22 protein-coding genes are annotated in these 25813 nt (G+C 73.8%); 11 read left to right on the top strand and 11 right to left on the bottom strand.

Annotated elements, in window-relative coordinates; genetic code table 11:
* Positions 1-128 precede the first annotated feature (128 nt).
* From ACGFMM_RS18795 to ACGFMM_RS18780, 4 genes are all read left to right on the top strand, one after another.
* On the top strand, positions 129-863 hold the full coding sequence (locus tag ACGFMM_RS18795) for a D-Ala-D-Ala carboxypeptidase family metallohydrolase (RefSeq protein WP_393647471.1): 735 nt from the start codon (positions 129-131) through the stop codon (positions 861-863).
* A gap of 51 nt (positions 864-914) precedes the next feature.
* The gene (locus ACGFMM_RS18790; protein WP_393647470.1) at positions 915-1400 is read left to right on the top strand and encodes an NUDIX domain-containing protein; all 486 of its coding nucleotides are present in this window, start codon (positions 915-917) and stop codon (positions 1398-1400) included.
* A 56-nt stretch (positions 1401-1456) separates the two neighbouring features.
* Complete coding sequence (locus ACGFMM_RS18785; RefSeq protein WP_393647469.1) at positions 1457-1690, top strand: hypothetical protein; 234 nt, start codon at positions 1457-1459, stop codon at positions 1688-1690.
* A gap of 177 nt (positions 1691-1867) precedes the next feature.
* Positions 1868-2809, top strand: a complete 942-nt coding sequence (locus ACGFMM_RS18780; RefSeq protein ID WP_393647468.1) for an alpha/beta fold hydrolase — start codon at positions 1868-1870, stop codon at positions 2807-2809.
* A gap of 58 nt (positions 2810-2867) precedes the next feature.
* On the opposite strand, the gene fxsT is transcribed toward ACGFMM_RS18780, so the two are convergent.
* The 5 genes from fxsT to ACGFMM_RS18755 form a co-directional block, all read right to left on the bottom strand.
* Complete coding sequence (fxsT, locus tag ACGFMM_RS18775) at positions 2868-6830, bottom strand: FxSxx-COOH system tetratricopeptide repeat protein (protein WP_393647467.1); 3963 nt, start codon at positions 6828-6830, stop codon at positions 2868-2870.
* Positions 6827-8251, bottom strand: coding sequence for a TIR-like protein FxsC (locus tag ACGFMM_RS18770; protein WP_393647466.1), 1425 nt, complete (start codon positions 8249-8251; stop codon positions 6827-6829). The genes fxsT and ACGFMM_RS18770 overlap by 4 nt, the downstream gene beginning before the upstream one ends.
* 41 nt (positions 8252-8292) lie before the next feature.
* Complete coding sequence (locus ACGFMM_RS18765) at positions 8293-10572, bottom strand: FxsB family cyclophane-forming radical SAM/SPASM peptide maturase (RefSeq protein ID WP_393647465.1); 2280 nt, start codon at positions 10570-10572, stop codon at positions 8293-8295.
* Between the two features lie 475 nt (positions 10573-11047).
* The gene (locus ACGFMM_RS18760) at positions 11048-12259 is read right to left on the bottom strand and encodes a cytochrome P450 (RefSeq protein WP_393647577.1); all 1212 of its coding nucleotides are present in this window, start codon (positions 12257-12259) and stop codon (positions 11048-11050) included.
* Between the two features lie 142 nt (positions 12260-12401).
* The gene (locus ACGFMM_RS18755) at positions 12402-14369 is read right to left on the bottom strand and encodes an NAD-binding protein (protein ID WP_393647576.1); all 1968 of its coding nucleotides are present in this window, start codon (positions 14367-14369) and stop codon (positions 12402-12404) included.
* 398 nt (positions 14370-14767) lie between these two features.
* Here ACGFMM_RS18755 and ACGFMM_RS18750 point away from each other — a divergent pair, with 398 nt between their 5' ends.
* Positions 14768-15979, top strand: a complete 1212-nt coding sequence (locus ACGFMM_RS18750) for a D-alanyl-D-alanine carboxypeptidase family protein (protein ID WP_393647464.1) — start codon at positions 14768-14770, stop codon at positions 15977-15979.
* Between the two features lie 103 nt (positions 15980-16082).
* Here ACGFMM_RS18750 and ACGFMM_RS18745 read toward each other — a convergent pair whose 3' ends face one another.
* Positions 16083-16532, bottom strand: coding sequence for an ATP-binding protein (locus ACGFMM_RS18745; protein WP_393647463.1), 450 nt, complete (start codon positions 16530-16532; stop codon positions 16083-16085).
* Positions 16533-16628: 96 nt separating this feature from the next.
* Between ACGFMM_RS18745 and ACGFMM_RS18740 the strand changes: the two genes are divergently transcribed.
* Positions 16629-17525, top strand: a complete 897-nt coding sequence (locus tag ACGFMM_RS18740) for a SigB/SigF/SigG family RNA polymerase sigma factor (RefSeq protein WP_393647462.1) — start codon at positions 16629-16631, stop codon at positions 17523-17525.
* 39 nt (positions 17526-17564) lie between these two features.
* Here the strand turns inward: ACGFMM_RS18740 and ACGFMM_RS18735 are convergent, their stop codons facing one another.
* From ACGFMM_RS18735 to ACGFMM_RS18725, 3 genes are all read right to left on the bottom strand, one after another.
* Positions 17565-18032, bottom strand: coding sequence for an ATP-binding protein (locus ACGFMM_RS18735; RefSeq protein WP_393647461.1), 468 nt, complete (start codon positions 18030-18032; stop codon positions 17565-17567).
* A gap of 5 nt (positions 18033-18037) precedes the next feature.
* On the bottom strand, positions 18038-18424 hold the full coding sequence (locus ACGFMM_RS18730) for an STAS domain-containing protein (protein ID WP_393647460.1): 387 nt from the start codon (positions 18422-18424) through the stop codon (positions 18038-18040).
* An 81-nt stretch (positions 18425-18505) separates the two neighbouring features.
* Positions 18506-18808 (bottom strand): DUF5133 domain-containing protein, encoded by a 303-nt coding sequence (locus ACGFMM_RS18725; protein WP_393647459.1) that lies wholly within the window; start codon positions 18806-18808, stop codon positions 18506-18508.
* A 215-nt stretch (positions 18809-19023) separates the two neighbouring features.
* Between ACGFMM_RS18725 and ACGFMM_RS18720 the strand changes: the two genes are divergently transcribed.
* From ACGFMM_RS18720 to ACGFMM_RS18700, 5 genes are all read left to right on the top strand, one after another.
* Positions 19024-20067, top strand: coding sequence for an NAD-dependent epimerase/dehydratase family protein (locus tag ACGFMM_RS18720; protein ID WP_393647458.1), 1044 nt, complete (start codon positions 19024-19026; stop codon positions 20065-20067).
* Between the two features lie 83 nt (positions 20068-20150).
* On the top strand, positions 20151-20609 hold the full coding sequence (locus tag ACGFMM_RS18715; RefSeq protein WP_393647457.1) for an RrF2 family transcriptional regulator: 459 nt from the start codon (positions 20151-20153) through the stop codon (positions 20607-20609).
* 174 nt (positions 20610-20783) lie between these two features.
* Positions 20784-22022, top strand: a complete 1239-nt coding sequence (locus ACGFMM_RS18710; RefSeq protein ID WP_393647456.1) for an acyl-CoA dehydrogenase family protein — start codon at positions 20784-20786, stop codon at positions 22020-22022.
* Between the two features lie 79 nt (positions 22023-22101).
* A complete protein-coding gene (locus tag ACGFMM_RS18705; RefSeq protein ID WP_393647455.1) occupies positions 22102-22995 on the top strand; it encodes a universal stress protein in 894 nt (297 codons plus the stop codon).
* A gap of 101 nt (positions 22996-23096) precedes the next feature.
* Complete coding sequence (locus tag ACGFMM_RS18700; RefSeq protein ID WP_393647454.1) at positions 23097-23672, top strand: CAP domain-containing protein; 576 nt, start codon at positions 23097-23099, stop codon at positions 23670-23672.
* A gap of 39 nt (positions 23673-23711) precedes the next feature.
* Here the strand turns inward: ACGFMM_RS18700 and ACGFMM_RS18695 are convergent, their stop codons facing one another.
* Both ACGFMM_RS18695 and ACGFMM_RS18690 read right to left on the bottom strand, forming a co-directional pair.
* Positions 23712-25268 (bottom strand): sigma-70 family RNA polymerase sigma factor, encoded by a 1557-nt coding sequence (locus ACGFMM_RS18695; protein ID WP_393647453.1) that lies wholly within the window; start codon positions 25266-25268, stop codon positions 23712-23714.
* 100 nt (positions 25269-25368) lie between these two features.
* Complete coding sequence (locus tag ACGFMM_RS18690) at positions 25369-25683, bottom strand: hypothetical protein (protein WP_393647452.1); 315 nt, start codon at positions 25681-25683, stop codon at positions 25369-25371.
* Positions 25684-25813 lie beyond the last annotated feature (130 nt).

Below are 25813 nucleotides of genomic sequence, written 5' to 3'. Positions count from 1 at the left end.
GACGAACCCTGTTGACCGCCCGGGAACGACCCACCATGCTCATGCCGCACACGAACCGAGGCACGGCGCAAGGCACGACAAGGCAAACCCGGGAAAGGCCACTCCCCCTCTCTCCGCACGGAGGTGTCATGGTCCGCCGTACCGTCAGATTCATGCTCGGCCTGGTCCTGCTGGTGACCGCGGCCTTCGCGGGCACCCTCGCCACGTCCGGCACGGCCTACGCCGACGAGTGCTACACCTGGAACCGCACCCTGTCCTCCGGCATGTCCGGCGCGGACGTGACCCAGCTGCAGATCCGCGTCGCGGGCTACCCCGGCTACGGCGCGGTCCTGGCGATCGACGGCAGCTACGGCCCGGCCACCCAGGCCGCGGTGACCCGCTTCCAGCAGGCGTACGGCCTCGCGGCGGACGGCGTGGCCGGCCCCGCGACGTTCTCGAAGATCTACGCCCTCCAGGACGCCGACTGCACCCCGGCGCACTTCACGTACGCCGAGCTCAACCGCTGCAACGGCGACTGGTCGGGCGGCGCGGTGAGCGCGGCGACCGCGAAGCAGAACGCGCTGCGCGCCATGTGGAAGCTGGAGGCGATGCGGCACGCGCTCGGCGACGTGCCGATCTCGGTGAGCAGCGGCTTCCGCTCGTACGCCTGCAACTCGGCGGTCGGCGGGGCATCGAGCAGCCGGCACCTGTACGGCGACGGGGTGGACCTGACCGGTTCGCCTTCACTGTGCACGCTGGCGAAGCAGGCGCGGAACCACGGCTTCAACGGGATCCTGGGGCCGGGCTACCCGGGCCACGGGGACCACGCGCACATCGACCACCGCTCCAGCCGGTTCTGGTCGGCGAGCAGCTGCGGCATCTGACCGCACGTCGCACGGTGGCGGAGGGACCCGCGCTCGCCCACACTTGACGGCATGCCGGACAAGCGAAGCGCGGGTCTCCTTCTGTTCCGTACGGCCGCGGGCGGCGGCGTCGAGGTGCTGATCGGGCACATGGGCGGGCCGTTCTGGGCCGCGCGGGAGGAGGCGGCCTGGTCGATCCCGAAGGGCGAGTACGGCCCCGAGGAGACGCCGGAGGCCGCCGCGGCCCGGGAGTTCGAGGAGGAACTGGGCCTGCCGGCCCCGGCCGGCGAACGCGTCCCGCTGGGCGAGGCCCGGCAGAGCTCCGGAAAGACCGTCACGATCTGGGCGGTGGAGGCCGACCTGGACCCGGCCGGCGCGGTCCTGGGCACGTTCACCATGGAATGGCCGAGGGGCTCGGGCACCATGCGGCAGTTCCCGGAACTGGACCGAATCGGCTGGTTCACCCCCTCGCAGGCGGCTCCGCTGCTGGTCAAGGGCCAGCGGATCTTCCTCGAACGTCTGGCCGCGCACCTGGCCGAGCGGGGCGGCGGGGCCTGACTGTCAGACCCGTACGAGAGGGTGGAAGCACCCGAACCGTCGAGAGGGAGCCCGACATGACCGGCATCACCGCCCGCGAACGCGCAGCGGCCCAGGCGTACATCCGCCTCCTGGAGACCACCCAGGCGGTCTTCAGCGACCCGTCCCTCACCCCGCTCGCGGCCGCCATCCTCACCCCGCCCATGACCGACGCCGACACCGCCCTCCGAGCCGCCGGCCTCACGGGCAACGAAGCCCGCCTCCTGACCCTGGTCTCCACCTTGCGCGGGACCCCTGTGACCCAGGCGTAGGCGACGGTCCGGAGGGCAGAGGCCGGTAGGGCAGACGGGCCGCTCGGGCAGAGGGCCGGTCGGGCAGCGGCGCCAAAGGTTCCGGAAACGACAGAACGTTCGGCCGGAGGACGTATGTACCCCACACCCTTCGGCCTCCATACTTGCGAAGTGTCGTTCGTACGGGGGAGGCACCCATTGGCTCAGCTGATACGAACCCGAGACGGCCGCGCGCTCGCGGTGGAGACCTTCGGGAATCCGCGTGGCCGTCCGGTCTTCATGCTGCACGGCACGCCGGGGAGCCGGCTCGGGCCGGCCCCGCGGGCCGCCGTGCTCTACCGGCTCGGGGTCCGGCTGATCACCTTCGACCGCCCGGGCTACGGCGACTCGGACCGGCTGCCCGGCCGGCTCGTCGCGGCCGCCGCAGCGGACGTGGAGGCGGTGGCCGACGCCCTGGAGATCGACGAGTTCGCCGTGGTGGGCCGCTCCGGCGGCGCGCCGCACGCCCTCGCCTGCGCCGCCCTGCTCCCGGACCGGACGGTCCGCACCGCCGCCCTGGTCGGCCTGGCGCCCAGGAACGCACCGGGGCTCAACTGGTTCGACGGCATGACGGAGTCGAACGTACGGGAGTACATCAACGCGGCCGCGGGGCACCGGCAGCTCACCGCGGCCCTTGAGTTCCGCTCGCTCGCCATCCGCTCGGACCCGGACGCGTCGGTGGCCGACATGCACCGGGGGCTGCCGGACGCCGACCGGCAGATCGTCTCGGACGTGGGGATCCGCTCCATGCTGGTGCGGAACTTCGCGGAGGGGCTCAGCAGTTCCGCGGACGGCTGGGTCGACGATGTCATGGCCTTCAGCCTGGACTGGGGCTTCCGGCCCGAGGACATCGAGGGGCCGGTCCTGCTGTGGCACGGCGAGCAGGACATCTTCGCGCCGGTGCAGCACACCCGGTGGCTCGCCGAGCGGATTCCCCGCGCCGAACTCGTCGTCGAGCGCGGCGCGGCGCACTTCGCCGCGCTGCGTGTGCTGACCCGGGTCCTGAGCTGGGCGACCAGGTCACGCGCGACGGACGGGACGGACGGCGTGGACGGGACCGACGAGGTGGATGCGGCGGACCAGGTGAAGCGCACCGGATGAGGCGCGGGCCGCCCGGAGTCCCGGACGGCCCGCACCCCGCACCCCGTGCCCGGGCCCGTCACACGGGCTGCGGCTCCAGGTCGCGGTTGACCCGCCGCCAGACCCGGGCGCCCTCGGTGATCGTGTGATCGGCCCCGTACTGCTTCAGGGCCGGCTCGAGCACCTTGGCGCGCTGCTCCTGCGCCTCGTCCTCATGGCCCGCCGCACGCAGCGTGATCGCCAGGTTCGAGCGGCAGACCAGCGCGTCCGGGTGGTCGACGCCGTACCGCTCGACGAGCGCGTCCAGCGTGCTGCGCTCCCAGCGCTCGGCATCCTCGGTCCGTCCCAGGTCGCCGTACACGTTGGCGAGGTTGATCGTGGCGCTCAGCGTGTACGGGTGCTTGGCCCCGAGCTTCTCCTCCAGCGCCTCCCGCACCGCCTCCCCCTCCTCCTGGGCCTCCTCGGTGTTCCCGATGCCGCGCAGATAGATCACGATGTTGTTCCGGCAGGCGAGGGTGAAGGGGTGCTCGTCGCCCATGGCCTCCCGGTACCCGTCGAGCACCTGCCGGGCCAGCTCCAGGGCCGCCCGCTTGTCGCCGACCGCCGAGTAGTCCGCGGCCAGGTTCAGCCCGCAGGCCAGCGCGTCCGGCACCCGCGTCCCGTACCGCTCGCGGTAGCGGCTGTAGGTGACCTCCGAGAGCCGCTTCGCCTCGTGCGGGCTGCCCGCCTTGCGCAGCGAGACGGCGAGGCTCTTGTTGGTCCGCAGCACCTCGGGCACGTCCGGGTTGAGCACCTGCTCGAACGACTCCACGACCTCGCGCAGCAGGTCGACCGAGCCGCGGTAGTCGCCGGTCTCGCGCAGGTCCCTGGCGAGGTGGCCCTGTGTCGTCAGGGTGTAGGGGTGGTCGGCGCCGCCCTTCACGCTGGTGCGCAGGTCCACCGTCTGCTCGTCGAGCTGCCTGGCCTCCTCGCTGTCCCCGTTGAGCCGCAGGTCGATGGCGAGGTTGTTGGCGGCCTTGAGCGTGCTGGGGTGCTCCGGTCCGAAGGCCTCGCGCAGACCGGTGAGGACCTCGCGGTCGAGCTCGAGCGCCTCCGCGAACCGGCCGAGTCCGCGCAGGTCCGCGGCGAGGCTGCCCGAGGTGGTGAGGGTGTTCGGGTGGCCGGGCGACAGGATGCGCCGCTGGCGGGCGCGGGTGTCGTCGTCCATCGTGAACGCCTCCTGGTACCTGCCCTGCGAGCGCAGCGCGTTGGCCAGTTCGAAGCGCAGGTTCAGGGTGGTGCGGTCGTCGGCGCCCAGCTTCCTGGTCCAGGTCTCGTTGAGCTGGTCGCCGAGCACGCGCGCCATCTCCAGCTCGCCTCGCTTGAGGAGGTAGCGCACCCGGTCGACGAGCAGTTGCCGGCCCTTCTCCTCGTCGCAGTCGACGATGCCGGAGGGGCCGAGGTGCGGCCAGATGAGTTCGAAGTTCGGCCAGTACTTGGGGTCGTTGACCTTGTTGTCCTGGTCGCCGGGCAGGGAGGGGCTGACTTCGGCCAGGATGTTGTGCACCTCGTGCATGGTGCGCTCGTGCTCCTCCGGCGAGAGCTGCGAACGGATGGCGGCCTGCACGAGCCGGTGGATCTGGATGCTGTTGTCGGCGGGATCGACCTTGGCCAGCGCGAACCGGTTGAGCGCGCGGATCACCTTGCCCAGCATGTAGCCGTCGCGCAGATCGGGGTCGTACGGCAGCAGGAAGTCCAGCATGGCGCTGCTGCTGATGAGCTTCATCGAGATCGGTTCGGCGGAGAAGAAGGCACACAGTTCGAGGAGCCTGACGGCGGCCTTGGACTCGCCCCGGAGCCGGTCGATGGAGATGTTCCAGGTGGCGCCGATCCGCTCGGCGTAGTCCTCTGCCCGGCCCGCCGAGAGCACCTTGGTGGTCTGCGCCTTGAGCTGTTCGACGTAGTCGTCGACGGGTGTCGCCGTCTCGGCGAGCCAGGCGGCGGCCACCTCGACGGCGAGCGGCAGGTCGCCGACGGCCTCGGCGACCCGGTCGGCGTCGCGGGACGGCAGCCGGTTGACCCGGCGGGACAGGTGCTCGACGCTCTCGGGGCGGGTGAAGACGTCGACCTCGACGGTGTCGACCCGGCTGGCGACGGGCCGGTTCCGGCAGGTGACCAGGATGTGCCCGTACACCCCGTCGGAGATCGGCCCGGTCTCGTCGGGCAGCAGGTCGAGCACCTGGTCCAGGTCCTCGACGTTGTCGAAGATCAACAGCCAGCGGCGGTACGGAGCACCGCGGCGCAGCGCCTGGAGGGCGGCCGTGGCGGCCTCGGTCACGTTGCCGTCGCCGGCGAGGCCGAGTTCGACGGCGAGGTCGGCCAGCGCGGACACGACCCGGTCGGGCTGCTCGGCCTCGACCCACCACACCAGCTCGTAGTCGGCCCGGAACCGGTGCGCGTACTCACGGGCCACCTGGGTCTTGCCGACGCCGCCGAGGCCGTACAGCACCTGCGGCAGCCGGCGTCCGGCGCGGCTGTCGCCGCGCAGCTGGTCGCGGAGCCGTTCGAGGATGGGCGTGCGGCCGGTGAACCAGGCGTGCCGGGGCCGTACGTTCCAGACCCTCGGACTGCCGCCGGGGAAGCGCGGGCCGCCCGGTGCGACCGGGGCCGTGCCGACGGCCTCCTCCCGGTCCAGGGCGGTCAGCAGCGTGGACGCGGCCTCGTCGGGGTCGAGCCTGACGAGGTCGACGACGCCGCGGCTGCTCAGCGGCAGCCCGAGCCGGACGTCGCCGACGCGGACGGGCACGAGCTGACGGCGCGCACCGGAGGGGTCCTGGCCGATGACGGCCTCCCACATGGCGCGGGCGCGGTGCGAGTTGAGGTACGCCTGGGACACCACGGAGACCACGCGGTAGCCGCCGCTGGCGGCGAAGTCGGCGTCGACGCCGGAGAGCGGCATGGTGCGGGCGTCGAGGGCGGCGACCTGGAAGCCGCCCCGGTTCAGCAGGGAGGTGAGCCAGTCGGCCCACATCTGGTCCTCGGCCACGTAGGACAGCACGATGTTGGCGGGCGGGGCGGGCCGGCGGCGGGTGTAGGCGCTGACGTAGGCGAGGCGTTCGGCCTCGTCGATGGACGGCATGGAGGTGACGTCGCCGCGGGTGAGCACCGAGGTGAGGCGCTCGCAGGAGGTGAGCAGCGAGCTGGAGACGTTGGGCGCGTCGCCGAAGGTCGCCAGAATCTCCTCGTACGCGTAGAACGGCCGGTACGGGATCTCCACGGTTCCCCAGTACTGGGCGAGTTCCTCGCCGCTCATGCCGCTGGGCAGTCCCGTGAAGCTCTTGCGGGCGAGGGCCCGGCCGGCGTCCGCCTTCTCCTTCTCGCCGTCGTCGATGCGCATCGGTACGGGCAGGATCCGGATGTTCCGGTCGCCGAAGCGTTCCTCGATGTCGTGGGCGACGGAGGAGGCGCCTTCGATGCTCTGGTCGCTGAGGGTGAAGCAGACGACCAGGACCTCGGGCATCTGGACGGTGCAGATGTCGGCGATGTCGCTGAGTCCGGTGCGGCTGTCGATCAGCGTGTAGTCGTAGTGCTTGCGCATGTCGGCGCGCATGGCGTCGAAGAACTGGCCGCCTTTGAAACGCTCGTAGAAGTCGTCCCAGTCCATCTTGCCGACGGTCGCCTGGTAGTCGCGGTTGCGCCGGCCGGCGGACAGGAAGTCGAGGCTTCCGCCGCGGGGGAACGCCCAGTTAAGGGAGGTGGCGTGGGGCCGGACGCGGGCGTATTCGCGGTGCCAGTCCCGCTCCCGTTCGGCGGGCCGCCGTACCTCCGTCTGGTATTCGGTGATGAGGTTGATCAGCCCGGGTGTGGCCTCCAGGGCGGCCAGGTCGAGAAAGGGATGGAAGAACCGGTGTAAGCCCGGTGCTTCCAGGTCCCAGTCGACCGCGAGCACACGGTGGCCGTTGGAGGCGAGGATCCATGCGGTGTTGGCGAGGGCCATGGTCCGGCCGGTCCCGCCCTTGTACGAATAGAAGGTAACAACGGTGCCTTCACGGTTCGCGGTCATACGGCGGTGTCCTCACCCTTCTCCGGCGTGCTCGGGTACTCCTCCGACGTGCTCGGTTCCGTGTGCGATGTGCTGGGCGCTTCCCGCGACGCGCTCGGCGCCTCGTCCGGCGTGCTCGGCTTCTCGTCCGTGCGCTGTGCGGGCAGCCCCGGGGCGTCCGCCCCGTACCCGATGCCGCTCGGCAGCACCCGGGGCAGCGGGGTGCTGGGTCCGTCCGGCGGGAAGGTGCGGGCGTGGGCCTTGTAGTGCCGCTCGGCGGCCTCGACGGCGCGGGGCAGCTCGTGGTTGAAGGCCTCCAGGGTGAGCAGTCCGCCGCCGGGCGAGCGGTGTCCCGCGGATTCCAGCTGCCGGGGGGCGAGGGCCGCCTCGGCCATCTCTCGCAACTCCGGTTCCCGTGCGGCGGATTCGGGGTCCGCTCGGTTCCACGGCACCATGACGCTGATCCAGGGACGGTCCTCGGAGCAGAGCTTGTCGACCAGTTCCCGCCCGTGCCGGGTGGCGAGCGCCCAGCGGTCCATGAGCAGCAGCCCGGGCGCGCTCGGCGGCCCCGGGGCGAGCATGCGGCCGGCGTCGGCGTCGAACTCGCCGACGGACACCCGGTAGTCCAGGTTCCGCACCAGCTCCGCCGCGTGCTCCGCCAGTGGGCGGGACGAGTCGGGCCGGTACGGGTTCCACTCGCGGACGTGGGTGCCGTAGCAGTCGGGGCCGCGGTGGTCGGGCAGTTCGGTACGGGAGCAGGCCAGGACGGAGACGTCCATCTGCCGGGCGGGGCCGGGCGGCCCGAAGGCGCTGGGGACGGAGAGATAGTCCCGATGGGGGTCGCCGTCGGGCAGGCTGGTCTCCTGGGCGACCCGGACGATCCGTTTGGCGAGCAGATAGACGGCCCGCTCGTACTGCTCGCGCAGGTACTTCAGCTTGATCAGCCCGTAGAAGCCCTCGTCGGCGTATTCCTCCCCGAAGCTCGCATGGTTGAACTGCAATCTCTCGGCGGGCTGCGGCAGTTGTTTCGGCGGCACGGGCACCCACAGCGCGGGAACGATCTCGCTGACGGAGCTTCCATTGCCCCGGGACTGGTGATTGACCGCCCGCTGGGAGAACGCGAACCATTCCCGGCCGCACTGTTCACTGAGGAAATAGCGCGGAGAATAGAGCGGGACGAAGACCCGGGAGTAGGAGAGCGCTTCGGAGAGTCTCTCCTGCCAGCCCTCCCCCGGCTGCATCTGCTTGTCCATGAAGCCTGCCGGCACTCCGGCGGGCAGTGAGGTCAACGACAGTACGTGGTCGCACAGGTCACGAAAGAAGCGTTCCACCCAGTGGTTCGGATCACGGTCGTCCGGGTGATTCTTCGGGGTGTGCGCATAACTCAGAAAGAAGTACGGCGCCGCACGATCACGACTTCCGCCTCCCGCGATTCCGGACACGAACGACTCCCCCCGTCCATGCGTATGGTGCCCAGTGTCCCTCAGAAGGGCCGGGATTCCGCAGCCTTCCCGCACATTCCTTCCACGAAACGCTCACCGAGACCGGAGAGCCCGGGGAGCGTGGTGAGCGCCGGTGGAACTGGGGTGGCGCGAGGGGCACTCGGGTCGTCCGCCGCGTCCACGAGCCGGGCGTACGCGTCCTCCATGGCGTCGAGGAGCAGCCCGGCGGCCGGGGCGGCGGGGACCGTCAGAGCGCAGGCGTCCCGCAGCGCACGGAACTTGACGCGCTGGAACTCGCGGACCAGCAGCCGCGCCAGTTCGTCGGTCCGCTCGGGCAGGGCGATGCCGACGGCCCCGACGGCGTCGCGGGCGGAGAGCGAGAAGCCGCCTCCGGCGCGGGGGGCAAGGGGCGTGATGCTGCGCAGGCCGGCGGCGAGGGCCGGGGCGAACGCGGGCAGTCCGGCGCCGATGGCCCCCCAGGCGGCGGCGAGGTCCTCGGCCCAGGCCTTGGCGTCTCCCGTCGCGAGCCGGTCGGCGGCGGTCGGCCAGGCGCGGCGCAGCGGGTCGGTGTCCTCCAGGGTGACGGTCCAGCCGGGGAGTTCGACGAGCCGGACGGGACGCCAGGACGGAGAGGGGCAGTCGAGGCCCTCGTCCCAGCCGATGCGCAGCTCTCGCCCGCCGGCGCGTACGGTGAACTCCTCGTCGCCCGCCGACACCTGGGCGAAGCCGGTCACGCCGTCGAGAAGGACGACTCCGAGTCCGGGGAGCCGGAGCAGTCCGCCGCCGGCGGGCGCGCCGTCGGCGGGCCCGCGCAGGGGGACGGAGACCGCCGCCGTGTGACGGGCCCGGAGAGCCGCGGCGGCGACGAGTTCGGCGAGCCCGCCGCCGGCCGGAGCGCCGGAGCGGAGGAGGCCGGTGGCCCAGGGGCGGGTCCAGGGGTGGACGAGGACGGTGTCGAGCGCGTCGGGCGCCTCCGCGTCGAGAACGTCGAGAAGCTCCCAGGCCGCCTGCTCCATGGGGTCCTGCCGGGCCGGGTCGGCCGCGCGACGGCGCAGGGTGACCAACAGGTCGGCTACGGCAAGGAGCTGAGCGGCGGACAGCCGGGCGAGGGTGTCGGCGCTGCCGTGTCCGCGGGCGAGGACGTCGAAGGCGGCGAGGTCTCCGGGGGTCTCGGAGGGCCAGGCGTCGAGGCGGCGCAGGCGGGCGTGCTCACGGTCCCGGACGGCGTGCACGAGGGCTTTCAGGTCCGCGCAGAAGACGGAGGGGTTGTCGAAGCCGGTGTCCTCGGGGGTGGCTCCGGTGCGGTACCGGTGGGCGTACAGCCCGCCTCCGCAGGAGGTGACGACCGGGCAGGCCCTGCAGGCGGCGCTGAGGTCCTCGACGGACTGCCGGCGGGCGGCCATGCCCGGGTGGTCCAGGACGTCGTCGAGGGTGTGGCTGAAGACGTCCATGCCGGTGGCGGGCGCGCCGTCGTAGGCGGTCTTGAGGCTGTCGGCCTGCTCGAAACTGCCGTCGGTCTCGACCACCACGAGATCGGCCGGGGTGAGGCCGAGGGATTCGATCAGGCTGCTCTCGCCGCGCAAGGTGCGGTGGATCGACTCGAACATGCGGATGCCGACGGGGCGTCCGCCGGCGTCCCAGCGCTCGTGGATCGCGTCGAGCCACTCCGCGTACGGCGTCGGAGAGGGGCCGGGCCGCAGCGGCGGTTCGTCCCAGGTCGCGTGCGGGAGCAGGAAGTCGATGCGGGGCGGGTCGAGTTCGACCAGGGCGTCGTAGACCTTGACCGGGTCGTTGCGGACGTCGACGGTGCACATCAGTCCGGCGAAGAGGTGCCGGTACCGGGGCCGGTTGAGGAGTTCGACGGCCTTGAGGACCTGGGCGTGGCTGGACCGGCCGTTCGCGTAGCGGCGGTGCCGGTCGTTGGCTTCCTTGTCCCCGTCGAGGGAGACGCCCACGGTGATGCCGAGTTCGTCGAAGAGCTCACAGAAGCGTTCACTCAGCAGGACGCCGTTGGTGTGAATCTTCAGATTGAGGGCGGTCACTCCGTCCAGGGCGCGGTGCAGTTCCTCGGCCGCCATGCGGATTCCGGCGGGGCCGGCCAGGAGGGGTTCACCGCCGTGCAGGACGACGTGGACGCCGGGGAGTTCGTGGGTGCGCGCATGGTCGGCGATGCGTGACGCCGTGCGGGCCAGGATCGCCCGGGAGATCATTCTGGGCCGGCCTCGCCAACTCGTGTCGGCGTGCTCGTACACGTAGCAGTGATCACACGCAAGATCACAGCGGCTGTGCAGCTTGACGACGAACTGGGTGAGTGTCGGCAAAGGCCGGTCCATGGTGTGCGAAGTCGACTTTCCGGTGGCTAGAAGGCCGACTGGAAAGCCGCGTCCACCTGGGGGACCGGCGTGGCCGAGGGGGTCGGCAGGATCCGGCTCAGGGGAGCGCTTGCATCCCCTCGACCCAGCACGGAGACGCGCTGATGAACCGACACGCGAGGGCCGCCGTGCCGACGGGAGACGTTCCCGGGCCTGGCGGCCGCGGAGACGAGAGTGGTAGCCATGGATTGCCTCTCCTCGATAGTGCTTGGATCACACCGCCCCGCCCTGGTGCACATGGTAAGCAAAGGTGCGACTTCGGGCAGAACGCCACCCCCTAGCGCGCATAACGTTCTGCGGGTGCGACGGGTTCTCTCGCGAACGTCGGCGTCATCCAAACGTGTGACCAGGTCAGGGTACCGGCCCATCTCTCCCCTGTGGCGAGTCTGTGAAAACCCCTGTGCAGCAAGGGAGTTGACCACTTTCACTCCTGTCTCAGACGTACCGGGAGGGTGGCGGTGCTGTTGCCGACGAAGCTCTTGTGGCGGGGGAGGTCGGGGGGTGGGGTGGCCAGGGTGAGGGTGGGGAAACGGGTGAAGAGGGACTGCAGCGCGACGGTCGTTTCCAGGCGGGCCAGAGGGGCGCCGAGGCAGTAGTGGGGGCCGTGGCCCAGGGAGAGGTGTTTGGCGGGGGTGCGGCGGGTGAGGTCGAAGGCGGCGGCGTCCTCGCCGTGGGCGGACGGGTCGCGGCCCGCCGCGGAGTAGCCGGCCAGGACCGGGGTGCCCCGGGGGATGAGGGCGCCGTGGAGGGTCAGGTCGCGGGTGGGGTAGCGGAACGGGAAGTAGCTCACGGGGCTGTCCCAGCGCAGGGTCTCCTCCACGACGTCCGGCCAGGTGGCGCGGCCTGCGAGGACGTGGGCGAGTTGGGCCGGGTGGGTGCACAGGGCACGGACCGCGTTGGTGATCAGGTTCAGGGTGGTCTCGTGGCCGGCGATGATCAGCAGGAGCAGGGTGCCGATGAGTTCGGGGCCGCTGAGCCGGTCGCCGTCCTCCTCGCGGGCCGCGATCAGGGCGCTGGTCAGGTCGTCTCCGGGGGACTTCGCCCGGTCGGCGGCTATGGCGGTCAGCAGGGAGAGCAGGTCGCGGTTCGCGTTCAGGGCCTCTTCCGGGCCTACATCAGTCGAGACGACCCGGTTCGACAGGGCGTGCAGGCCGTCCTGGTGCTCCTCGGCCACGCCCATGAGTTCGCAGATCACGCCGAGCGGGAGCGGCAACGCGTAGTGGCGGCGCAGGTCCGCGACGCCGTCGCCCGCCTCCGCCGCCGCCTCCAGGTCGTCGAGCAGGGTGGAGGTCATCGCCTCTACGCGCGGGCGGAGTTCCTCCACCCTGCGCGGCGTGAACGCGCGGCTCACCAGGGCGCGCAGCCGCCGGTGGTCCGCGTCGTCCGCGGTCGTCATGCCCTGGACGGTGGCGAAGGTCCGCAGCGGCCAGCCCTCGGGGACGCGGCCCTCAGCCAGGGCGGTGAAGTGCCGCGCCCCCTTCGCGACGTCCGGGTGCGCCAGGAACTCCCGTAGCGCTTCATGGCCGAGGACGGCCATGCCGGCGACCTCGCCCGGCAGGACGACCGGGACCACCGGTCCCCGCGCCGCCAGCAGGCGTGCGTTGCCGGCGTGCGGGCAGCCCCCTGCGGGATCCATGCGATGGGGCGGGCTCTGCTGGGATGGAGCGGTCAACTGGCTCCTCCTGATGGCGCGTTGGCGGCGTCCGGGGATCCGGGTCGGACCAGGGTAGGAGGTTTCGGGGTTTCTCGTACCTCGTCCGTCGGCCATCCGCGCCGTCTCACAGCAGTTCCGCGAGGCCCCTTCGGGTCGTCGCCAGGACCACGCGGTCGCCGGCCTTCAGTACGTATCCGGGGTGCAACTGCCACACCAGGTGCGGCTGCTCGCGACCACCGGCGCCACGGCCCTGCCGGCTGACGTTACGGTCGTCCGGGGCGGTGGTCTCCAGGGCGATGACGCGCCAGGCCCCGGGGTGGAAGGCCTCCGCCACCGTGCGGCCCTCCAGGAGGGGATGCCCCGCCACCTCGAGGGCGGCGAAGAGCAGGACGCGGCGTTCCACCGGTATGGCGCCGAGGATCTGGCGGCCCATCATCGCCGCGGCGAACGACGGCGCGGCCAGGTGGGAGACGCTGCGGCTGCGGGTCACGGCCTCGGGGTGGGCGGCGCGGAGGGTGCGGTACACGGCGGTGGCGAAGTCGTCGTCGTACAGACGCATCGCGACCTTCAGGTCCGGCTTGAGGGCGCGGGCGGCCAGCGCCGCCTCCAGGTTGGTGATGTCGATGCTGGTCAGCGCCAGGAGCGCCTGGGCGCGGTGGATGCGCGCGGCCTCCAGGACGCCCTCCTCGGTGACGTCGCCGACCACGGTCGGCACCCGCAGCCGTCTGGCCAGGGCGATCCCGCGCGCCTCCGGGTCGGACTCCACGCACACCACCTGGATCCCGAGGGCGCGCAGCCGGAGGAGGACGCGGGTGCCGACCTTGCCGAGGCCCAGCAGGACGACGTGGCCGGACAGGGCGCGGGAGGGGCGGCGCAGCGAGGTCGCGGAGCGGAACGTGCCCAGCGCCTCCAGGAGTCCGGCGACGAGGACGGGCAGCACCAGGAGGCCGGTGAAGCCCGCGAGGATCTGCAGGATCTGCCGGCTGACGGGTTCCTCGACCGCCGGGTCGCCGATGGCGAAGATGTCCAGCAGGGTCAGGTACGCGGCGTGCAGCGGGTGGTCGCCGGTGGTCAGCCAGGTGGCGACGGCGATGGCGGCGACCGCGGCCACCACGCCCGCCAGCGACCAGCGGAACCGGCGGGAGAACAGCGAGGCGACGGGCAGGAACCCGGCGCCGCTCGCCCGGGCCGCCGTCGGCGCCGTGCCGTTCGGGCCGGTGTGACTGATCGCCTCCAGGACGACCGTGCCGCGTCCGGTGGCCGCCGCGACGGCGCGGTCGTCGGGCAGCAGCTGCGGTCCGAGCCGGCCGCTGGTGTGCGAACCCTCGATGCCCGCGGGGTCGTTGGTGGTGGACGACAGCAGGGCCAGCGTGCACAGGCCCGGGTCGGTGAGCCGGCCGCGGGCCGGCGGCGGCCGGTCCACCGCGCGCAGCAGCAGCCCGCCGGCCTGGACGACCTTGCTCGTCCCGGCGACGGCGGTGGCCGCGAGGGCGGGCGCCGCGGTGTCGGCGTCGGAGAGCACCGTCGTGGCGGCGTCCAGGGCCTCCAGGTCCAGCCCCGGCTCGGCGACGGCGGCGGCCTGGTCGAGCAGGTTCTCCAGGTGCTGGCCGAGCTTGCGGTTGTAGAGCCGGATGACGAGGCGCAGGCGCGGGTTGAGCCGGCGCGCGGCGAGGGCGTGCCGGATGTTGGCCTCGTCGTCGTCGTGGACGAGGGCGAGGGCCGAGGCCCGCTGGACGCCCACGCGGACGAGGACGTCCTCGTCGATCCCGGTGGCCTCGACGATCCGGATCGGCCGGATCTCGCCGGTCGTGGTGATCCCCGCCGCGCCCGGTACACCCCCGGGCGCCGAACCGGCCGTCGGCCCGGCCGCCGTCCCGGTCGGAGTCGCTGTCGCGCCCGGCGCGGCCACCGTGCGGCTCACCGCGGCGGTCACCCGGCCGAACAGCGCCATGGCCCGGCCGGGGCGCGGGGCCGTCGGCTCCTCCGGGACGGGGGCCACGGCGGGGACGACGAGGGTGACCAGTTCCCGGTACGCGTCGCTGAGCTCGCTCGCGAGCCGGTGCGCGAGCACGTCGTCGCCGCACACGATCATGTGGCCGGACGGCGCGGGCCCGCCCGGCCGGTCCGCCTCGCCTCGGGCCGCCGGTCCGCCCGCGGGCGCGCCGAAGCCCCCGGCGTACGGGTCCCTGGGCGGCGGCGGGCCGGGCGTGTCCGATGTCCCGGGCGGCGCGGCGGGTGCCGGCCACGGGGCGGGCTCCGGTCCCGGGGCAGGCGCGGGTACGGGCGGCGGGGCCCCGTCGGAGGCGGCGGCCGCAGGCGACGGATCCTCACCCGGTCGGCTCTGGTGCAGAAGTGACGACACGTGAGACAGCATGCCTGGTCGCGACCCCTGACGTGCGCGGTATCCCCCGGCAGGTCAGGTGCGCCGCGCTACGCCGGTCGGCGCATCTCGTCCTGCGGACGCGGCGGAGCCGTTCCTACCGTGACTGAATGATCGTCACCTCAGCGGTTCGTCATGCCGCCGCCGGCGCCACGGCGCTCCTGCTCGCCCTGGAGGCCCCGGCAGCCCTCGCCGCGACCGTCGCCGAGCCCACTCCCCCGCCCCGCTCCTTCGTCGACCCCGCGCAGCTGCACCGGCCGGGCACCCAGGTCCAGCGGCTGCCGGGTGCTCCCGCCCTGCCGGACGACCTCTCCGCCCGGGCGTGGCTGCTGGCCGACGCGCACTCGGGCGAGGTGCTGGCCGCGCACGACGCGCACCGGCGGCTGCCGCCGGCGAGCACGCTGAAGACGCTGTTCGCGCTGACCGCCATGCCGAACCTGCCGGCCGACCTGCGGCACAAGGTGACGGAGGACGAACTGGACGGCATCGGCTCGGGCAGCAGTCTGGTCGGCGTGAAAGAGGGTTACACCTACAAGGTCTCCGACCTGTGGAACGGGGTCTTCCTCGGCTCCGGCAACGACGCGGTGCGGGTGCTGGCGGCGCTCGACGGCGGCTGGGACGGCATGGCCCGCAAGATGCAGCAGAAGGCGGAGGCGCTCGGCGCGCGGGACACGCGGGTGGTGTCACCGGACGGCTACGACGCGCCGGGCCAGGTCTCGTCCGCGTACGACCTGGCGGTCTTCGGCCGCGCGGGGCTGCAGAACCCGGACTTCGCCCGCTACAGCGCCACCGCGTACACGGAATTCCCGGCCGGCGGCTGGTCGTACGGGATCCGGAACACCAACCGGCTGCTCACCGGCGCCGACGGGGTGGCCCGCTACCCGGGCCTGATCGGCGTCAAGAACGGCTACACGAGCGGCGCGGGCAACACGCTGATCGCGGCCGCGCAGCGCGGCTCGCGGACCTTGGTCGTGACGGTCATGGACCCGCGGTCGGGCGGCGGGCTCGCGGTGTACGAGGAGGCGCGGCGGCTGCTCGACTGGGGGTTCGAGGCGGCGGGGAAGGTACGGCCGGTGGGCTCGCTGCAGCCGGGGCCCGCACCCGCCGACGCGCAGCGGGCGGCGGGCCCGGACCACCCGGCGAAGGGGGCGGCCGACGCCAAGGGCGCGGCCGCCGCCCGTCCGGAGGCGGCGGCCGCGCAGGAGCCGGCGGAAAGCGGCGGCCTGCCGCTGGGGTTCGTCGGCTCCGCGCTGGCGGCCGCCGCGGGTCTGTGGTTCTGGCGGCGCAGGAACGCGGGAGGGAACCCCGAGGGCCGGGGCTGAAGGGAGTTGAAAGGCGGGGACTCCATGGCAACGAGCGCCTCGCTCAATGCCCCGGTGAGCGCTTGAGTTCGGCCTTGTTCCTCGGCCCGCTCGCGGCTCTCGACTACCCGCCGGGCCTGCCTTCAGGCACCCGGGGGAGCCAGATCTCGAACCAGACCGCCTTGCCCTCGCCGCGCGGCACCGAACCCCACGCCTCGGCGAGCCGCTCCACCAGGTAGAGGCCGTGCCCGGAGGGGTGGCCCGCCCGGTGCCGGCCGTGCGGGCGCGGCGGGACGGGGCTGGTGTCGCTGACCTGCACCCACAGCCGGTCGCCGGAACGCTCGAGCACCAGCTCGTACGGGGCACCGCCATGGGTGTGCGCATTGGTGACGACCTCGGAGACGAGCAGCAGGACGTCGTCGACGACCGCCCGGCCCGTCGCCCCGTCCCTGCCGAACCACTCGTCGAGCACCTCGGCGGTCCTGTCCCGGCACTCCCCCACGGTCACCTGACCGTCGGCGAGCGGGATCCGGCGGGTGGTCGACGGCGGCCTCACCTTCCGTTCGTCGCCCATGTCGCTGCGCGTACCCCGCGAAACGGGTCGAACCACCTGATAGAGGGCATAATTCGTAAAGGAACCTCGTACGACGGACCCCGTCGGAGGTGCCTCATGTCAGGGTCCACAGCACGCGGCCCCGCCCCCGACGCCGCGCCCGCCCCCTCCCCCGCAGCCGTGCGGAGACACGCACTCGGCGGACTGCCCGAACTCGACCGGCCCACGGCCGTCGGCACGCGAGAGGCGCGGACCCTGTCGGCCGCCCTCTTCGCCCGCCTCACGGAGCTGGAGGAGGGCACACCAGAGCATGCGTACGTGCGCAACACGCTGGTGGAGCTCAACCTCAGCCTGGTGAAGTTCGCCGCCCGCCGGTTCCGGAACCGGGCCGAGCCGGCCGAGGACATCGTCCAGGCCGGCACGATCGGCCTGATCAAGGCGATCAACCGGTTCGAGCCGGGGCGCGGGGTGGAGTTCTCGGCGTTCGCGCTGCCGACGATCGTCGGCGAGATGAAGCGGTTCTTCCGTGACACCAGCTGGTCCGTCCAGGTGCCGCGCCGCCTCCAGGAGCTGCGCATCGACCTCGCGAAGGCGGTCGACGGACTGGAGCAGGAGCTGGGCCGGCGGCCCACCCGGGCCGAGCTCGCCGGGCGTCTGGGCACGGACGAGGCGACCGTCGCGGAGGGCGAGCAGGCGGCGAACGCCTACGCGGCCCGCTCCCTGGACACCCCGCTCGGCGACGACGAGGACGCCTTCAACGGCCTGCTGCGCCACCTGGGCACGGAGGAGCGCGCGTACGAGGTGACCGACGCGCTGGAGTCGCTGAAGCCGCTGCTCGCCCGGCTCGACGCGCGCGACCGCGAGATCCTGTCGCTCCGGTTCGGCGCGGAACTCACCCAGACGGAGATCGGCGCACGGCTCGGCCTCTCGCAGATGCACGTCTCGCGCCTGCTGGCCCGCATCATGCGCACCCTGCGCGACGGGCTGCTCGACGACGCCCAGGACGCGGCGTAGGACGACGAGCACCGCGTACGCCCGAAGCAGCGGCCCGGGCTACCGGACCGGCCCCGGCAGCAAGGGCCCCGGCCCCGCGATCTCCATCCACACCACCTTGCCGCGCCCGTCCGGGCGCGGCTGCGAGCCCCAGCGTCCCGCGAGCAGGTCGAGGACCATCACGCCGTGGCCACCGGGCAGCGAGGCGGGGCGCGGCGCGCCGCGCTTCGGGAGTTCGGGGCTCGGGTCGGTCACTTCCACCCGCAGCACGTGGCCGCGCCGGCGCAGTACGAGTTCCTCGGGGCCGCCGGCGTGCAGGCAGGCGTTGGTGACGACCTCCGACACGAGCAGCAGCACGTCGTCGGCCCGTTCGCCGGCCTCGGGGTCGCGGGCCGGGGTCCAGCCCCAGTCGGCGAGGGCACGGGCGGTGAAGTCACGGCATCGGGTGACCGCCTGTTCGCCGCCGCGGAGTTCGAGCCGGCGCACCCGGTCGGGCTCCGCCGCGTCCCGCGTGTCGTCGTCGGCCATCGGCGTCACCGCTGTTCCGGCCGCCGGTCCGCGGCCGCGAGCGCGGCGCGCAGGTCGTCGTGGACCGTGAAGACGGTGCGCGCCCCGGTGATCTCGAACATCCGGTTCACCGGCGGCCGCAGGTCCGCCAGCTCCACCCGGCCGCCGGCCTCCTGCGCCTGGAGCCGGGCCCGCAGCAGGGCGTTGAGGCCGGTGGAGTCGCAGAAGGTCAGGGCGGCGCAGTCGACGACGATCCGCGCGGCGCCGGCCTCGATCTGCTCGTCCAGCGCGGTGCGCAGCGGGTCGGCCGTGTCGTGGTCGAGCTCGCCCGTGAGGGTGAGCACGACCACCCCGGGTCCGGCCGTCACGCGCCGGTCGACGTCCACGCCGAACCGTCCGGAATCACCGGCCATCCGCCGCCCGCCTCCTTCGTCCGCCTGCCCCCGCCCCTCCCCTCGACTATCGCGCCGATGGGGCGGGGGTGCGAGCGGCGGTCAGCCCGCCGCCTCCGCCGGGGCGGGAGGGACGGCGGCGGTGCTGCGGCCGATGGCGGTACTGCCGACGGCGGTACTGCCGACGGCCGTGCTGCCGACGGCGCTGCGGCCGACGTAGTGCTCCGCGGCGTGCACGGCCTCACGCGCCGTGCGCTCGCCCATCAGGACGCACAGGGTGTAGGCGGTGTCCTCGAAGCGGCGGCGGATCCCCAGATCCCCGGGACGCGACAGCACGATCCGCTCCTGCGCGCGGTAGTGGTGCAGGAGTCGGTCGATCGTGTTTCGGTCGGGCAGCAGCATCATGTCCTCCTGGCTGGACCCCCGCTGCGGCCATCTTGGGGCCGATCGGTCGCCCCCGCGAGCCGGACGGGCACGTTCCGTGACCCTTTGGCCCCCGCATGGCCTCTGACGTGCGAAAAGACCCCGCGAAAGTCGGTGGGAGCGCTTCGGGACGACCCGGGCCAGGACCCGGATCTCCGAAGATGCGGGCGTCCGCGCGGTGACCGAGAGTGTGCCTCATGGAAACCGCGGGAGGCGCACCGCTGCGCGTGGTCGTCGTCGGCGCGACCGGGAACGTCGGGACGAGCGTGGTACGGGCGCTGGCCGAGGACCCGAGGATCGGCTCGGTCCTCGGCCTCGCCCGCCGCCGGCCCGCCCTCGAGGTGCCGAAGACGTCCTGGGAGACCGTGGACCTGACCGACGACGACGCGGGCCCGGCACTGACCCGCCACTTCGCGGACGCCGCCGCGGTCGTCCATCTGGCCTGGCGGTTCGGGCCCACGCGCGATCCGCTGACGACCTGGCGGACCAACGTGCTCGGCTCGATGCGGGTGTTCGACGCGGTGGCGGCGGCGCGGACGCCGGTGCTCGTGCACGCCTCGTCGGTGGGCGCGTACGCGCCGGGGCCCAAATCCGGCCCCGGCGTGACCGAGGCATGGCCGACGCACGGCTGGCCGGGGGCCGCGTACTGCCGGGAGAAGGCGTACCTGGAGCGGGTCCTGGACGCGTACGAGTACGAGCACCCGGAGATCCGGGTGGTGCGGATGCGCCCCGGCTTCCTCTTCAAGGAGGAGGCGGCCAGCGAGCAGCGCCGGATCTTCGCGGGGCGGCTGTTCCCCGGGGCGCTGCTGCGCCCGGAGCTGATCCCGCTGGTGCCGGACCTCGACGGGCTGCGCTTCCAGACGCTGCACACCGACGACGCGGCGCAGGCGTACCGGCTCGCGGTCCTCGCCGACGTGCGCGGGGCGTTCAACCTCGCGGCCGAACCGGTCGTGGACGCCCGGCAGTTGGCCGGGCTGCTGGACGCACGCACGGTACGGCTGCCGGACGGCGCGGTCCGCGGGGCGCTGTCGGCGGCCTGGCGGCTGCGGCTGGCCCAGGCGTCGCCGGGGCTCTTCGACGCCGTGCTGCACCTGCCGGTGATGTCCACCGAGCGGGCCCGCCGCGAACTGGGCTGGCAGCCCACGACCAGCTCCCTGGAGGCCCTTGAGGCCTTCCTGCGCGGGGTGCGCACGGGCGCCGGCGACCGTACCGCGCCGCTGGCCGGCCGCCGCATCGGCTGACCGGCCACAAGCGATTCGGCACGGCGGATCGCGCCGACGCTCCGCCGACGGAACGATCGGCGGCGGTGCGGAATAATGCTGCCATGCGCATCTCAGCCAGGGCCGACTACGCCGTGCGTGCGGCACTGCACCTCGCCGCCGCACAGGACGAGGGCCCGCTGAAGGCCGAGGCCGTCGCGGACGCGCAGGGCATCTCGCACAAGTTCCTCGAGGGCATCCTCGGCGACATGCGGCGCGGCGGCCTCGTGCAGAGCCAGCGCGGCGGCAACGGCGGGTACTGGCTGGCGCGGCCGGCGGCCGAGATCTCGGTCGCGGACGTGATCCGCGTGGTGGACGGCCCGCTGGTGTCGGTACGCGGGGTGCGGCCCCCGGAGCTGGCGTACACGGGTCCGGCGGAGTCGCTGCTGCCGCTGTGGATCGCGGTACGGGCCAATGTCCGCCGGGTCCTCGAAGGGGTGTCGCTGGAGGACGTGGCCGCGGGGAGGCTGCCGGCGGAGATCACGGCGCTCGCGGATGCCCCGGAGGCGTGGACCAACCCCTGACCCACCCGGGGACGAACACCTGACCCACCCAGGCCGGTGAGACCCGCGTCTCACTCGCCGATACCCCGTTGTCCGCGATACGAACTGCCCCTGGAGTCCGATGCCTTCGCCGTGGAAGTATCCCTAGTATTCCAGTGGGAAAAGTAGGAATCACGGTGAGGGGGAGCGGAGACCATGCGAGGCGATACTGCGGCGGCGGACTGGCGACGCGTCACACGGGAGGTCGCCGACGACCTCGCCGTGGACGCGCTCGCCCGCGACCGGGCCGGCAAGCCCCCGTACGACGAGGTCGCGCGGCTCCGGGAGGCGGGGCTGCCGGCCCGGCTCGTCCCGCCGACACCGGGCGGGCGACGCGGGGCGGCCCTGGCCGCGGCCTGCGCCGCGCTCCGGGAGCTGGCGGCGGCCGACGGCTCGGTGGGTGAACTCCTCGCCCACCACTACGCGTTGGCATGGAGCTCCCGGCTCCTCGCAACCGCGGAGACCGGCGGGGCCGACAGGGCCGGTGACGCGGCGGGAGCCAGCAGGGCCGAGCCCGTGGACCGGGCGGCCGCGCGGGAGGGCTGGCTGCTCGCGGGCGGCGTGGAGCCGTCCCGTACCGGACCGGACCTGACCGTCACCCCGGCCCGGCAGGGCCATGTCCTCGACGGCAGGCGGTACTTCGCCTCCGGCGTGACCGTCGCCGACCGGCTCGTCGTCGGCGCGCGGTGTACCGCGACCGGGGACCTCCTGGTCGTCCTCGCCGACCCCGCCGACCCGACCGTCTTCGTCGAACCCGCCGCCGACCGCGTCGGCCAGCGAGTGGCCGGGGCGGGCTCCGTCGCCTTCGACTCCACACCCGTCGCCGCGTCCCAGGTCCTCGGCCGGCTGCCGCGCGACGAGCACGCCGTCGCCCCGTACGCCGGACTCGCCCCGCTCCTGCTGCGGCTGCTCCTCGTGCACGTCGCCCTCGGCGTGGCCGAGGGCGCGCTGGCCGAGGCCCGGGACGTCAGCCGCGCCGCGCACGCCGCGCCCATACCCGAGGGGGCCGCCTTCGCAGCGGCCCGCGACGACGATCCGTACCTGCTGCTCGCGTACGGAGAGCTGGCCACCGCCGCCCACGCCGCCGCGTCCGTCGTGGCCCGCGCCACCGACGGGCTGACCGGCGGGCTGGCCGCTGGCCCCGGCCTCGGCGTGGAGGAGCGCGCCGAGCCGGCGGTCCTGGTCGCGGCGGCCGAGGCGGTCACCGGCCGGGTGGCCGTGCACCTCACCACCCGCGTCCTGGAACTCGTCGGCCCGGCGGCCACCGACGGCGCAACGGGCCTCGACCGCTTCTGGCGCGACGCCCGCGCGCTGACCGCCGGCCACTCCCCCGCCCACCGGCTCCGCGCGATCGGCGACCACTACCTCAACGCCGGTCTGCCCCTGGCGGGTTGACCCTCGGGCGGCGGCCGGCTGCCGGACGCCCCATCCTGGAAGGAGCACCGTAGGGCCGCAGCGCATGGAGGGCAGCCGCATGAGTCTCGAGATCGTCGCCGGAGTGGACGGTTCCGCGGAGAGTCTCGCCGCGGCGCACTGGGCGGCCCGCGAGGCGGGACGGCGCAGGCTGCCGCTACGGCTCGTGCACGCCTGGCTCTGGCAGCCGCTGGACCTGCCCATCGAGCAGGACCGGAACACGCAGGCCCGGCTCGCCGAGGAACTCCTCAAGGACGCGGAGTCCGCCGTCGTCGCGGCGCACCCCGAGGTCGCGGTGACGGCGGAGATCGTCCCGGACACCCCGGTCGCCGCCGTGCTCGGCGTCCAGGAGCGGGCGGCGATGCTGGTCGTCGGCTCGCGCGGACACGGCGCGCTGGCCGGCTTCCTGCTCGGCTCGTACGGGCAGCAGATCATCGCCGGCGCGGAGCGGCCCGTCGTCGCGGTCCGCTCGCGCGACGCGGCAGGGGCCGACGCGGCGGGGGCCGACGCCTCGGCCGACGCGGGCGAGGTCGTGGTCGGACAGCTCGGCACCCCGGAGGACAGCGCCCCGGCGCTGCGGTTCGCCTTCGAGACGGCGGCCGCGCGCGGGGCCGTGCTGCGCGCCGTACGGGCGTGGAGCCTGCCGCCGCTCTACTCGTACAGCCCCGGTTCGATGCGGGCGGCGGACGAGGCGGGCGGTCTGGTGCCGTTCGAGGAGAAGGCCCTGCACGAGGCCCTGGCGCCGTGGCGCGAGCGTCACCCCGAGGTACGCGTGACCGAGCTCGTGGAGATCGGCAGCGCGGGCCAGGTCCTGCTCTCCGCCTCCGCGTCGGCGTCCCTGCTGGTGGTCGGCCGCCGCGCCAAGCGCGGCGCGATCGGCCCGCGGATCGGCTCCGTCGCCCATGCGGCCCTGCACCACGCGAACTGCCCGGTGACGGTCGTCCCACACGACTGACGGCCGGCGGGCGGCCAGGGCGAGGGCGAAGTCGGCCCGCCGTACGTCCTTCCGCCCGGCTCCGCGTGCCGTCCGCGCGGGGCGCGCCGAGACTGGGGCGCATGGAGCAGCGCGACGACGAGAGCGGGGCGCGGGCGGCCCGGGGCCCCAAGTGGCGCGCTCCGGCGGTGGCCGGAGTGCTGGCGGTGACCGGATGGGTCTGTCTGGTCCCCCCGGAGCCGCCCCGGCCGGACGGGAGCGAGACTCCCCCCGCCGGTCCCCCGGCCCGTACCGAACCAGGGCTCGGTACGCCCGAGCGGTACGCCGAACAGCTCGTCGCGCTGGTCAACGCCGAGCGGCTACGGGCGGGTTGCGACCCGCTGCGGTCCTCGGGGCCGCTGCGCGCGGCCGCGCAGGGGCACGCCGACGACATGGCGGCGCGCGGCTACTACGAGCACCGCGACCCGGACGGCTCGGACGGCGGCGACCGGATCACGGCGGCCGGGTACGACTGGCGGGCCTGGGGCGAGAACATCCACCGCGGCCCGAAGACGCCGGCGACGGCGATGCGGGACTGGATGGACAGCGCCGCGCACCGGCGCAACATCGTCAACTGCTCGTTCAAGGATCTGGGCGTGGGAGTCAACCTCCGCGCCAACGGCCCCTGGTGGGTCCAGGTCTTCGGCGCGAAGGGCTGAGGCGGCCCCGCCCTCCTCGTCTGCCTGCTCGCCGTCCGGTCAGGACGGCTTGGCGAGCGTCTGCACCCAGACGGTGCCGTCGGGTCCCGACACGGCAGCGACGCCGGTGTCCCGGTACTGGCAGTCGAGCAGGTTGCGGCGGTGCCCGGAGCTGTCCATCCAGCCGCCGACCACCGCGTCGGGCTCCCGCTGCCCGAGCGCCAGGTTCTCGCCGACCGCGCTCCAGGAGTAGCCGGCGGCGCTGACGCGCGCGTCGACGTTCCGTCCGTCGGGGCTCGCGTGGTCGAAGTAGCCGCGCTCCACCATGTCGCGGCCGTGTGTGCGCGCCGCCTCGGTGAGTTTCGGGTCGAGCCGCAGCGGCCCGCAACCGGCCTCGCCCCGGCGGAGGTTGACGATCCGCGTGAGCCGCTCGGCGACCGTCGGCCGGGGCGCGGTCCGGGACACCTTGGGCTTGGGGCGGGACGGGCTGGGACTGGGCGAGGCGCTCGGGCTCGGGCTCGGCGGCGTGACCGGGACCGTCGCCACGACGGTCGGCGGCGCGGCGGCGGGCGGCGGCCCGGCCGGCTCCTCCCGCTCGGGCCAGAGGGTGACGAGCAGCAGCGCGGTGACGGCGACCGCTCCTCCCCCGAGCGCGAACCGCCGCCCGCCGCCCGGCCCCACAGGTGCGGCACCGACGGCCGCCGCATCCGTCCCCGGTGCACCCGTCCCGGCCGGCGCGCCGGCCGCCTCGTACGCGCCGGTGCCGGCTGGCTCGTACCCGGCAGTGCCGGCCGCCTCGTACCCGCCGGCGACCGTCTCGTACGCTCCCGTGCCCGGCGACCCGGCCCCCGCGCCGATCAGCGGGACGACGAGGCCGAGCCCCACGAGGAGGCCCTCCGCCGGCGCCAGCCCGGACCACGCCCCCGAGCAGACCCGGCAGTCCCGCAGGTGGCGGGCGATCCGCTTGCGCCACAGCGGCGAGGGGTCGCCGTCCCAGGCCGCCACCGTGTCGGCGAGGGACGGGCAGCGGGGGTCGGCGGCCAACGCGCGGACGATGCCGCGCCCGGTCTCCAGCTGTTCCTTCATGCGCCGCACCCGCACCGCAGCGTGCTGCGCGCCCACGCCCAGGGCCTCGGCGAGCTCCGCGCGATCGAGCTCGCCCGCGGCCTCCAGCCACCACAGGGCCAGCAGCTCGCGGTCGTCGGCATCGAGCCACCGGGTGGCCTCGGCGACCTCGCGGCGCTGCCCGGACAGGCCGAGCCGCAGGATCGTGAGGTCCACGAAGTCGCCGGCCGGGTCGGGGGTCTCCGCGACCGTGTCGAGGCCGGTCTGCGGCTGCTGCTGCCGGGCGCGCCAGCGGTGGCGTATCTGGTTCATCGCGATGGCGACCAGCCAGGAGCGCAGGCGGGCCGGTTCGCGCAGTCCGTCGAGCCCGTCGAAGGCGCGGACCATGGTCTCCTGCACGACGTCGTCGACGTCCGCGTGCCCGTTCAGGGCGCGGCCGACGATGTTGTAGACCAGCGGAAGGTACGCGGCCGCCAGCGCGTCCCGGGCTCCCGGGTCGCCGGACCGCACCGCGTTCACCAGCTCCTCGGCGCGCCGCTCGTCGCTGTGCATGTCCGTGCTCCCTCGTGCCTGATCCGTGTCGTCCCGTCGTACGGGAGATCCACGGGAGGCCGTGGGATGACGGTTTTGCGGGCGCCGCGACCGGAATTCTTCAGTCGGAGACGGTACGCCGTGGCTCGCTCGGGGTGTCGGGCGGGTACGGGACAGTCGCCCCGCCGCCGGCCCGGACGGCCGCGACGACGGCGTCGTGCAGGTCCCGGCTCTCCTGTTCGGAGGAGCAGGGGACGGGGCTGCCCGACAGGGTGAACCAGTCGGAGGCGCCCGTGTACTGCACGGCGACGCGTGCCTCGTCGTCCGCGTAGGTGGTGTGCACCGTCAGGTCACCCGTGACGATGCCGCCCTCCTCGGTGAGGACCCCGCCGCGTCCGGTGTAGACCCCGGCCGTCGTCCATGATGCCCAGCTCATTCCCTCAGGTTCACACCGTGGTTCGGGTTCCGCCACCGGCGGGCCGGAGGCATTCCGTCCGGGGACCGAAAGCCGCGCCGTACGGGACCGGAAGCCCGCGGCCGTACGGGACCGCCCCGGCAGGACGGGA

It is taken from the genome of Streptomyces sp. NPDC048604 (assembly GCF_043199435.1).
Lineage (GTDB): Bacteria > Actinomycetota > Actinomycetes > Streptomycetales > Streptomycetaceae > Streptomyces.
The sequence above is the reverse complement of the archived record's forward strand: the minus strand, read 5'-3'. Positions and strand labels throughout refer to the sequence as shown.

What these genes read in the sequence shown, in the direction of transcription:
- ACGFMM_RS18700 (WP_393647454.1), top strand. Translation starts at nt 23,097, where the DNA reads ATGGAGCAGCGCGACGACGAGAGCGGGGCGCGGGCGGCCCGGGGCCCC.
- ACGFMM_RS18795 (WP_393647471.1), top strand. Translation starts at nt 129, where the DNA reads ATGGTCCGCCGTACCGTCAGATTCATGCTCGGCCTGGTCCTGCTGGTG.
- ACGFMM_RS18730 (WP_393647460.1), bottom strand. Translation starts at nt 18,424, where the DNA reads ATGGCCGGTGATTCCGGACGGTTCGGCGTGGACGTCGACCGGCGCGTG.
- ACGFMM_RS18690 (WP_393647452.1), bottom strand. Translation starts at nt 25,683, where the DNA reads ATGAGCTGGGCATCATGGACGACGGCCGGGGTCTACACCGGACGCGGC.
- ACGFMM_RS18705 (WP_393647455.1), top strand. Translation starts at nt 22,102, where the DNA reads ATGAGTCTCGAGATCGTCGCCGGAGTGGACGGTTCCGCGGAGAGTCTC.
- ACGFMM_RS18745 (WP_393647463.1), bottom strand. Translation starts at nt 16,532, where the DNA reads ATGGGCGACGAACGGAAGGTGAGGCCGCCGTCGACCACCCGCCGGATC.
- ACGFMM_RS18710 (WP_393647456.1), top strand. Translation starts at nt 20,784, where the DNA reads ATGCGAGGCGATACTGCGGCGGCGGACTGGCGACGCGTCACACGGGAG.
- ACGFMM_RS18735 (WP_393647461.1), bottom strand. Translation starts at nt 18,032, where the DNA reads ATGGCCGACGACGACACGCGGGACGCGGCGGAGCCCGACCGGGTGCGC.
- ACGFMM_RS18695 (WP_393647453.1), bottom strand. Translation starts at nt 25,268, where the DNA reads ATGCACAGCGACGAGCGGCGCGCCGAGGAGCTGGTGAACGCGGTGCGG.
- ACGFMM_RS18785 (WP_393647469.1), top strand. Translation starts at nt 1,457, where the DNA reads ATGACCGGCATCACCGCCCGCGAACGCGCAGCGGCCCAGGCGTACATC.
- ACGFMM_RS18715 (WP_393647457.1), top strand. Translation starts at nt 20,151, where the DNA reads ATGCGCATCTCAGCCAGGGCCGACTACGCCGTGCGTGCGGCACTGCAC.
- ACGFMM_RS18750 (WP_393647464.1), top strand. Translation starts at nt 14,768, where the DNA reads ATGATCGTCACCTCAGCGGTTCGTCATGCCGCCGCCGGCGCCACGGCG.
- ACGFMM_RS18755 (WP_393647576.1), bottom strand. Translation starts at nt 14,369, where the DNA reads ATGATCGTGTGCGGCGACGACGTGCTCGCGCACCGGCTCGCGAGCGAG.
- ACGFMM_RS18720 (WP_393647458.1), top strand. Translation starts at nt 19,024, where the DNA reads ATGGAAACCGCGGGAGGCGCACCGCTGCGCGTGGTCGTCGTCGGCGCG.
- ACGFMM_RS18725 (WP_393647459.1), bottom strand. Translation starts at nt 18,808, where the DNA reads ATGATGCTGCTGCCCGACCGAAACACGATCGACCGACTCCTGCACCAC.
- fxsT (WP_393647467.1), bottom strand. Translation starts at nt 6,830, where the DNA reads ATGACCGCGAACCGTGAAGGCACCGTTGTTACCTTCTATTCGTACAAG.
- ACGFMM_RS18790 (WP_393647470.1), top strand. Translation starts at nt 915, where the DNA reads ATGCCGGACAAGCGAAGCGCGGGTCTCCTTCTGTTCCGTACGGCCGCG.
- ACGFMM_RS18740 (WP_393647462.1), top strand. Translation starts at nt 16,629, where the DNA reads ATGTCAGGGTCCACAGCACGCGGCCCCGCCCCCGACGCCGCGCCCGCC.
- ACGFMM_RS18760 (WP_393647577.1), bottom strand. Translation starts at nt 12,259, where the DNA reads ATGGATCCCGCAGGGGGCTGCCCGCACGCCGGCAACGCACGCCTGCTG.